At 62.2% G+C, this 8,254-nt stretch carries 10 protein-coding genes; 5 read left to right on the forward strand and 5 right to left on the reverse strand.

The window, feature by feature from the left end:
- Both guaA and guaB read right to left on the reverse strand, forming a co-directional pair.
- A partial coding sequence (gene guaA / locus RUW20_RS08590) for a glutamine-hydrolyzing GMP synthase (RefSeq protein WP_313951795.1) occupies nucleotides 1–1,562 on the reverse strand: 1,562 nt, incomplete at its 3' end.
- 58 nt (nucleotides 1,563–1,620) lie between these two features.
- On the reverse strand, nucleotides 1,621–3,081 hold the full coding sequence (gene guaB / locus RUW20_RS08595; RefSeq protein WP_313951796.1) for an IMP dehydrogenase: 1,461 nt from the start codon (nucleotides 3,079–3,081) through the stop codon (nucleotides 1,621–1,623).
- 62 nt (nucleotides 3,082–3,143) lie between these two features.
- Here guaB and RUW20_RS08600 point away from each other — a divergent pair, with 62 nt between their 5' ends.
- Entirely contained in the window at nucleotides 3,144–3,593 is a 450-nt protein-coding gene (locus RUW20_RS08600; RefSeq protein WP_313951797.1) for a DUF4124 domain-containing protein, read from the forward strand.
- Nucleotides 3,594–3,599: 6 nt separating this feature from the next.
- On the opposite strand, the gene RUW20_RS08605 is transcribed toward RUW20_RS08600, so the two are convergent.
- Together RUW20_RS08605 and RUW20_RS08610 are read right to left on the reverse strand one after the other, a co-directional pair.
- A complete protein-coding gene (locus RUW20_RS08605; protein WP_313951798.1) occupies nucleotides 3,600–3,920 on the reverse strand; it encodes an RnfH family protein in 321 nt (106 codons plus the stop codon).
- Nucleotides 3,913–4,356, reverse strand: coding sequence for a type II toxin-antitoxin system RatA family toxin (locus RUW20_RS08610; RefSeq protein ID WP_313951799.1), 444 nt, complete (start codon nucleotides 4,354–4,356; stop codon nucleotides 3,913–3,915). The genes RUW20_RS08605 and RUW20_RS08610 overlap by 8 nt, the downstream gene beginning before the upstream one ends.
- A gap of 78 nt (nucleotides 4,357–4,434) precedes the next feature.
- Between RUW20_RS08610 and smpB the strand changes: the two genes are divergently transcribed.
- Nucleotides 4,435–4,881 (forward strand): SsrA-binding protein SmpB, encoded by a 447-nt coding sequence (gene smpB, locus RUW20_RS08615; protein ID WP_313951800.1) that lies wholly within the window; start codon nucleotides 4,435–4,437, stop codon nucleotides 4,879–4,881.
- Nucleotides 4,882–4,892: 11 nt separating this feature from the next.
- On the opposite strand, the gene RUW20_RS08620 is transcribed toward smpB, so the two are convergent.
- A complete protein-coding gene (locus tag RUW20_RS08620) occupies nucleotides 4,893–5,645 on the reverse strand; it encodes an FCD domain-containing protein (protein ID WP_313951801.1) in 753 nt (250 codons plus the stop codon).
- A gap of 227 nt (nucleotides 5,646–5,872) precedes the next feature.
- Here RUW20_RS08620 and RUW20_RS08625 point away from each other — a divergent pair, with 227 nt between their 5' ends.
- From RUW20_RS08625 to RUW20_RS08635, 3 genes are all read left to right on the forward strand, one after another.
- A complete protein-coding gene (locus RUW20_RS08625) occupies nucleotides 5,873–6,655 on the forward strand; it encodes a (Fe-S)-binding protein (RefSeq protein WP_313951802.1) in 783 nt (260 codons plus the stop codon).
- Nucleotides 6,652–7,329 carry a lactate utilization protein gene (locus tag RUW20_RS08630; RefSeq protein ID WP_313951803.1) on the forward strand — a complete coding sequence of 226 codons (678 nt, stop codon included), beginning with the start codon at nucleotides 6,652–6,654 and terminating at the stop codon, nucleotides 7,327–7,329. Before RUW20_RS08625 ends, RUW20_RS08630 begins: the two co-directional genes overlap by 4 nt.
- Nucleotides 7,326–8,254: LUD domain-containing protein (locus RUW20_RS08635; protein ID WP_313951804.1), on the forward strand; the 929-nt coding region annotated here is incomplete at its 3' end. The genes RUW20_RS08630 and RUW20_RS08635, both read left to right, overlap by 4 nt.

The raw sequence follows: 8,254 nt of genomic DNA on the forward strand, positions 1-8,254 counted from the left end.
TCCCACTCGATCGTCGCCGGTGGTTTGCCCGAGATGTCGTAGACCACCCGATTGATGCCGCGCACTTCGTTGATGATCCGGTTCGAGACCTTGCCGAGCAGGCTGTGGGGTAGTTCTGCCCACTGCGCGGTCATGAAATCCTGCGTTTCGACGGCGCGCAGGGCAACCACGTACTCGTAGGTGCGCCCGTCGCCCATGACGCCGACCGATTTCACCGGCAGGAATACGGCGAAGGCCTGGCTGGTCTTCTCGTACCAGCCGGCAGCGCGCAACTCGTCGATGAAGATGGCATCGGCACGGCGCAGGAGGTCTGCGAACTCCGGCTTCACCTCGCCAAGAATCCTGACTCCGAGTCCGGGGCCCGGGAAGGGGTGGCGATAGACCATGTCATGCGCCAGACCGAGGGCGACACCGAGTTCGCGCACTTCGTCCTTGAACAACTCGCGCAGCGGTTCGAGCAGTTTCAGATTGAGTTCTTCCGGCAAGCCACCGACGTTGTGATGGCTCTTGATGGTATGCGCCTTCTTGGTCTTGGCCCCTGCGGACTCGATCACATCGGGGTAGATGGTGCCCTGCGCCAGCCACTTGGCGTTGGCCAGCCGGGCTGCCTCTGCCTGAAAAACCTCGACGAACTCGCGGCCGATGATCTTGCGTTTCTGTTCGGGATCGGAGACTCCCTGCAGGTGGCCCATGAACTGTGCCGTGGCGTCGACGTGCACCACCTTGACGCCGAGGTTATGGGCGAAGGTGTGCATCACCTGCTCGGCTTCGTTGAGGCGTAGCAGGCCGTTATCGACGAAAACGCAGGTCAATTGATCGCCGATCGCGCGGTGGATCAGTGCTGCTGCCACCGAGGAATCGACGCCGCCGGAAAGGCCCAGGATGACTTGTTCTGTGCCTACCTGAGAACGAATCTTGTCGACCGCCTCGCTGACGTAGTCGGGCATGTTCCAGTCGTGCCCGCAGCCGCAGATGTCGCGTACGAAGCGGCCGAGGATGGCCTTGCCCTTGAGGGTGTGGGTGACCTCGGGGTGAAACTGAACCGCGTAAAATTTCCGGGTTTCGTCGGCCATGGCGGCGATGGCGGTCGATTCGTTGCTGCCGATCAGCTTGAAGCCGGGCGGCAAGGCGGTGACCTTGTCGCCGTGGCTCATCCAGACGTCGAGGAGGCCGTGGCCTTCGTCGTTGCGGCGATCCTCAATGCCCTGAAACAGGGCGGAGTGGCCACGGGCGCGCATATCTGCATAGCCGAATTCTCGTGTGGTGGAACTTTCGACGCTGCCACCCAACTGCGCGGCCATGAGGTGCATGCCATAACAGATTCCCAGCACCGGCACGCCGAGTTCGAACACCACTGCCGGTGCCTTGAAATCCTCCACCTCGTAGACCGAGTTGGGACCGCCGGAAAGGATGATCCCCTGTGGCTTGAAGTTGCGAATGAACTCCTCGTCGACGTCGTACGGATGCAGCTCGCAATAGACCTGCTGCTCGCGGACGCGGCGGGCGATCAGCTGGGCGACCTGCGAACCGAAATCGAGAATCAGGATTTTTTGATGGGACATGACGACGCCTCAAATGACGCGGGCGGCCTGCAGCCGCCCGTTGTTCGTCGATCAGTGATCAATCGACGTGGTAATTGGGAGCTTCCTTGGTGATCTGTACGTCGTGGACGTGTGACTCACGGACACCGGCCGAGGTGATCTGTACAAAGGTGGCGCGTTCGTGCATTTCGTCGATCGTCCGGCAGCCCAGATAACCCATTGACGAGCGCAGGCCGCCCATCAGTTGGTGAACGACCGCCAACACAGAACCCTTGTAGGGAACACGTCCCTCGATGCCCTCCGGTACCAACTTGTCGACGTTGGCTGTTTCCTCCTGGAAGTAGCGGTCGGCTGCTCCCGCCGCCATGGCCCCGATTGAGCCCATGCCACGGTAAGACTTGTATGAGCGCCCCTGGAACAGTTCAACCTCGCCGGGCGCTTCTTCGGTACCGGCAAACAGACCGCCGAGCATGACCGTGTTGCCGCCGGCGGCGATCGCTTTCGAGATGTCGCCAGAGTAGCGCACACCACCATCGGCGATCATCGGCACGCCGCTGCCCTTGAGGGCTTCGTGGACGTTCTGGATGGCGGTGATCTGGGGTACGCCTACGCCGGCGACAATACGCGTGGTGCAGATTGAGCCGGGGCCGATACCCACCTTGACGCCGTCGGCGCCATGGTCGAGCATCGCCCGCGCCGCGTCGGCGGTGGCGATGTTGCCGCCGATCACCTCGACGAGGGGGAAATTCTTCTTGATCCAGGCCACGCGGTCGAGCACGCCTTGCGCGTGACCGTGGGCGGTGTCAACCACCAGCACATCAACACCCGCTTCGGCGAGCAGTTCGACGCGCTCTTCGGTTCCCGGGCCAACGCCGACGGCCGCTCCGACGCGCAAGCGGCCAGTGGCGTCCTTGCTGGCGTGGGGGTGTTCGGTAGTCTTGATGATGTCCTTCACGGTGATCAGGCCGCGCAGCTCGAAAGCGTCGTTGATCACCACCACGCGTTCAAGGCGATGCTTGTGGATCACCGCCTTGCCTTCCTCGACGGTCGCTCCCTCGGGTACCGTCACCAGCCGATTCTGCGGGGTCATGATGTTCTTGACCGGTTGGTCGAGATTTGTCTCGAAGCGCAGGTCGCGGTTGGTCACGATGCCGACGACGACTCGACCATCGAGTACCGGTACGCCGGAGATCTTGTGCAGGCTGGTCAGCGCCAACACGTCACGCACCAACATGTTTGGCGGAACGGTTATCGGGTCTTTCAGAATCCCCGATTCGAAACGCTTGACCTTGGCCACTTCAGCCGCTTGCGCCTTCGGGCTGAGGTTCTTGTGCACCATGCCGATACCGCCTTCCTGTGCCAGGGCGATTGCCAGGCGACTCTCGGTGACGGTGTCCATGGCCGCAGACACCAGCGGCAGGTTGAGACTGATGTTGCGTGTCAGACGTGTCCTGAGCGTAACGTCGCGCGGCATTACGCAGGAGTGGGCAGGAACAAGGAGGACGTCGTCGAACGTCAACGCCCGTTGGATTAAACGCATGGCCTTTGATCCGAGGTCACAAAAACGTATTATACAGTGTGCTCACTTACCGCTGAACGGCCATGAAACGCTTAACGATGACGGTTGCTGCTGCGCTGCTGTGTGCAGCCTTGGTGGCGGAAGCGCAGATCTATCAATGGCAGGATAAAAACAACAAGACGGTGCTTTCCGACCGGCCACCAACGAGCAACGTCCAGCAGCAGCGGCAGATCGATGCGGCAGCCCCGCCATCGGGCGACGCCGCCGCGAAGAGCGCGGCCGACCGCGAGATGGAGTTCCGCAAGCGCTTGAAGGAATCCCAGGACAGCGCCGAAAATGCCTCGAAGGATCAACAGGCGGCGGCCGAAAGACAGGGGAACTGCGATTCCGCGCGTCGCTCACTGCAGATCCTCGAGTCCGGTGAACGGGTGACGATGCTGGACAGCAAGGGCGAACGCTACTACGTGGTTGGCGCGGAGCGTGAACAGCAGGCGGCGAGAGCGCGTCAGGCAGTGCAGGACAACTGCAAGTAGAGCCTTCTACTCGCTCTCGCCGTCGCCGGCACCCTTTTTCATGACCTTGCCCTCGGCGGCTCGCTGCTTGCGCACTTCTTTTGGATCGGCAATCAGCGGCCGGTAAATTTCGATGCGGTCTTGATCGCGCAAGAGCGCGTCGGGCTTGGTGAGCTTGGCGAACACACCGATCTTGTTTTTTGCGAGATCGATTTCCGGGTACTTCTGCAACAGCCCTGACGCTTCAATGGCCTGGCGCACCGTACTCGCTGGCGGCAGCGTCAGGCAGACAATCTGCTGCTTCGATGGCAAGGCGTAGACCACTTCGATGCGCAGCGTCTCATCCATTCGGCTGGCCGTGCACTTCGTTGGCGCGTTTCACGAAAGCATCGACGAAAGAGTTGGCAATCTGGCTGAAAACCGGGCCGATCACTTTTTCGAACATCTTGCTGGAGAATTCGTACGACAGCTGGAACTCGATCTTGCACGCGTAATCGGCCAACGGCTTGAAGTGCCACAAGCCGTCAAGCTGGCGGAACGGGCCATCGACCAGCTTGATTTTCATCCAGAATGGTGATTCCTTGTCGTTCTCGGTGGTGAAGTGCGAGGTCACGCTGCGGTAGTTGATGTGCAGCGTGGCGACGGTCTTCTGGTCGTTGCGGAATTCGCAGCGCGTCTGGCTGCACCAGGGAAGGAACTGGGGATAGTCCTCGACACGGTCGACCAAGTCGAACATCTGTTGCGACGAGCGCTCGATCAGTACCGATTTCTTGACTACGGCCATTCGCTGCCGGGCCTCGTGAATCCTGTAGAATCGACTATTCTAGCACTCCCGACTCCCAATTCCCCGAGAAACGGTACCATGAGCATCGTCGCCAACAAGAAGGCTTTTCATGACTACTTCATAGAAGAGAAGGTCGAGGCTGGCATGGCGCTGGAGGGCTGGGAAGTCAAGGCGATCCGCGCCGGGCGGGCGAGCATCAAGGAAGCGTATGTCCTCCTGCGCAAGGGCGAAGTCTTCCTTTTCGGCATGCACATCACGCCGCTGATGGCGGCGTCGACGCATGTCAAACCGGATCCGGTGCGCACCCGCAAGTTGCTGCTCCATGCCAAGCAAATCAGCAAGATGATTGGTCAGGTCGAGCGAGTCGGCTACACGCTGCTGCCGCTGGATCTACATTTTCAGCGTGGTCGCATCAAGGTCGAGATCGGCCTGGCCAAGGGCAAGAAGCAATACGACAAGCGCGAAGCCGACAAAGATCGCGACTGGGTACGCGAGAAGGCGCGGCTAATGCGCGCCAAAGTCTAGGCGGGCCGCCGTCAGCTGAAGTGTCGCAAGGATCTTTGCTGTCTTTGTTCCGAGTCCGCCGCTTCGCCAAGCCGCTGTCGAACGAAGCTGATATGTGTTTGGGCGGCCAGCCGGGCTGCTTCCGGCCGGCGCGAGCGGATCGCATCGCGGATCGCCAGATGCTGGGCCATCAATAGACCGCCGGTCTCGCGGCTGACCGCGATTTCACGCAGGCTGCGGCGCACGTGCTCGTGCAGTAGACGCATGACGCTCGCCACCAGGTGACCGAACAACACATTGTGCGCAGACTCGGCGATCGTCAGGTGAAAAGCGACGTCGGCAGTCACCTGGGCGCTGCGATCATCCCCGAGATAGGCGGCGTCGAGCCGGGCGTAAGCTTGCTCGAGACGCTCGAGGTCGGCGTCAGTCGCCCGCTGCGCGGCCAGTTCGGCTGCCGAGGCCTCGAGGAGATAGCGAAACTCGAGCACGTCGTCCTGCAGGGAAGGGTGCTGATCCATCAGTTGCTGCCATGGATCAATGAAGCTGGTGTCGAGCCGGTCGGTGACGTAGGTGCCGCCACCATGACGGCTGACCAGCAGGTCGCGGGAGACGAGTTTCTTTATCGCTTCACGTAGCGACGGGCGTGAAACGCCAAGTTCGATCGCCAGTTCGCGCTCGGCCGGGAGGCGGTCACCGGGTTTCAGCGAGCCCTCGAGAATCCGCGTCTCGAGCTGATGGGCAATGGCGTCGGGGATCCGCGGAAGCTTTAGCTTGGGGTAACTCATGTTGATCTGCGGGGCTCCTGCGGCTGGATGCGTCAATTATTGCAGGTATCCAGTGGTCTTACCAATTCGCTTCAGGGGCAAGATGCCGCTGCCCGGCATGGCGCTTTCGTCCTTCTGGTTCGACATGGCCGGCTTGGGTGAGCGAGATTGACAAAGTCCGATGGCCTAATTAGTGTACGCGAAAGTGGTCTGACCACTTTCTCTCGTTGATCCAGCAGGAGCCAGCCATGGATGAAACAGGCAGCCGCCACTACCCGGACAAGCCGGCAAAGGTCTACCTTTTCGGGACTTGCCTGATCGATCTGTTCTGCCCGGAAGCGGGGATGAACGCCCTCCGGCTACTCGAGCGCGAGGGCATTGAGGTTCATTTCCCCGCCGACCAGACCTGCTGCGGGCAGCCGGCGCATAGCAGCGGCTTTCCCGAGCAGGCGCGCGCCGTTGCCCGGGCGCAGTTGCGGCTCTTCCCCGAGCCGTGGCCGGTGATCGTTCCGTCCGGTTCATGTGCCGGCACGATGCGCCACCACTATCCCGAGATGTTCGCCGACGATCCAGGCCTGCTGGCCGAGGCGACGGCACTCGCCGATCGCGTTTTCGAACTCAGCGAATTTCTGGTGCATGTGGCCAGGGTCAGCCTGGTTGACCAGGGTGCGCCGGCACGTGTCGCCCTGCACACCTCATGCGCGGCGCGGCGCGAGATGGGGACGCTTGAGCACGGGCGCGCGCTGCTGGCGCAGCTGCCCGGGGTCGAACTGGTCGTACACGAGCACGAATCGGAGTGCTGCGGCTTTGGCGGGACCTTCTCTCTGAAACACCCGGCGATCTCGTCGGCAATGGCCGGCGACAAGGTCGACGCGCTCAAGGAGACCGGTGCCGAGACGTTTGTCTCGGCCGACTGCGGCTGCATGCTCAGCCTGAACCACACCTTGCAGAAACGGCGGGATGGCTTTCAGGGGCAGCACCTGGCGACTTTCCTCTGGCAGCGGACGAACGGCGAAGGGGGTGAGCGATGAGCGCGCGTGACAACATCCTGCAGCGCTTGCGAGCAGCGCCGCAAGGCAAGGCGGTATTGGCGCCGGACGTAGCCGCCTTCCACGCGGCGCTGGCTGCCGCTGCGTCGCCGAGCACACGTGCTTCGCGGATCGCGCTGTTCTGCAAAAAAATGGCTTTCTGGCACGGTGAAGTCGTCCGCGCAACGCGTGACAACTGGCCACAGAAGCTGCGCGAACTGTGTGCAGCGAAAGGCGTGCGATCCTTGCTCTACGGCGAGCAGAGTGTGCACGCGGCGGCGCTTGAGGCCGCCGGCATCGCAGGACTGAAGCCTTACGACCGCCCCATTGGCGAGTGGAAGAAGGAGCTCTTCGAAGACACCGATGCCGGACTGACCTCGACGCGTGGCGGCATCGCCGAAACCGGGACGCTGATCGTCTGGCCGGACGCCAGCGAACCGCGCCTGATGTCACTGGTGCCGCCGATCCACTTTGCCGTGCTCGACGCCGACCAACTCCACGACACGCTCTTCGACGCCATGAGCGTGCAGCGCTGGAGCGACGACATGCCGACCAACGCGCTGCTGGTGTCGGGTCCGTCGAAGACGGCCGACATCCAGGTTACCCTGGCCTACGGCGCGCATGGCCCGAAGGAGCTGGTCGTTCTGCTGCTGGTCAATGAAGAGGAGCTGCCATGAACGCCCCCCAGCCGCTCAATTTCGTCCCAGCCAGCGAATTCAAGCAACGCGCTGCGGAGGCAGTCGCCGACCCGCATCTGCGCAAGAGCTTCCGCGGCGCGATGGACTTCCTGATTGCCAAGCGCGCCGCGCAGTTTCCCGACCCGGCAGCGCTGGAAAGTCAGCGCTCACTCGCCGAGCACATCCGCAAGTACAGCCTGGCGCGTCTGCCCGAGCTGCTCGAACAACTCGAGCGCAAGCTGACCGCCAATGGTGTGCAGGTACATTGGGCCGAGAATGCCGAAGAGGCCTGCGCCATCATCGTCGGCATTGCGCAACGCCACTCGACGAAGCTGATGGTCAAGGGCAAATCGATGGTCAGCGAGGAGGTCGAGCTCAACCATGCCATGGCCGACGCCGGCATCGAAGCGCTGGAGAGCGACATGGGCGAGTACATCGTCCAGCTCGACGGCGAGAAGCCCTCGCACATCATCATGCCGGCGATCCACAAGACCAAGGAGCAGATCGCCCGCTTGTTCGCCGACAAGGTGCCGGGCGCCAGTTACACCGACTCGGTCGACGAATTGATCGGTATCGGTCGCGCTGTCCTGCGCGAGAAATTCATGACCGCCGAGGTCGGCATGTCCGGTGTAAACTTCGCGGTCGCCGAAACCGGTACCTTGTGCCTGGTCGAGAACGAGGGCAACGGCCGCATGTGCACCACGGTGCCCGACGTTCACATCGCCATCACCGGCATCGAGAAAGTGGTCGAGAAGCTCGAACACGTGCCGCCGCTGTTCGCCCTGCTGACGCGCTCGGCGACCGGGCAGGCGATCACCACCTACTTCAACATGATCAGCGGTCCGCGCAAGCCGGGCGAGAAGGACGGCCCCAGCGAGGTGCACCTGGTGCTGGTCGACAACGGGCGCACGCAGGCCTACAGCGA

Source organism: Accumulibacter sp. (assembly GCF_032229525.1).
Classification (GTDB): Bacteria; Pseudomonadota; Gammaproteobacteria; order Burkholderiales; family Rhodocyclaceae; genus Accumulibacter.

Excerpts from the sequence above, each read along its gene's own strand:
- RUW20_RS08625 (WP_313951802.1), top strand. The coding sequence starts at position 5,873 with ATGGATGAAACAGGCAGCCGCCACTACCCGGACAAGCCGGCAAAGGTC.
- guaB (WP_313951796.1), bottom strand. The coding sequence starts at position 3,081 with ATGCGTTTAATCCAACGGGCGTTGACGTTCGACGACGTCCTCCTTGTT.
- RUW20_RS08605 (WP_313951798.1), bottom strand. The coding sequence starts at position 3,920 with ATGGATGAGACGCTGCGCATCGAAGTGGTCTACGCCTTGCCATCGAAG.
- smpB (WP_313951800.1), top strand. The coding sequence starts at position 4,435 with ATGAGCATCGTCGCCAACAAGAAGGCTTTTCATGACTACTTCATAGAA.
- RUW20_RS08630 (WP_313951803.1), top strand. The coding sequence starts at position 6,652 with ATGAGCGCGCGTGACAACATCCTGCAGCGCTTGCGAGCAGCGCCGCAA.
- RUW20_RS08600 (WP_313951797.1), top strand. The coding sequence starts at position 3,144 with ATGAAACGCTTAACGATGACGGTTGCTGCTGCGCTGCTGTGTGCAGCC.
- RUW20_RS08620 (WP_313951801.1), bottom strand. The coding sequence starts at position 5,645 with ATGAGTTACCCCAAGCTAAAGCTTCCGCGGATCCCCGACGCCATTGCC.
- RUW20_RS08610 (WP_313951799.1), bottom strand. The coding sequence starts at position 4,356 with ATGGCCGTAGTCAAGAAATCGGTACTGATCGAGCGCTCGTCGCAACAG.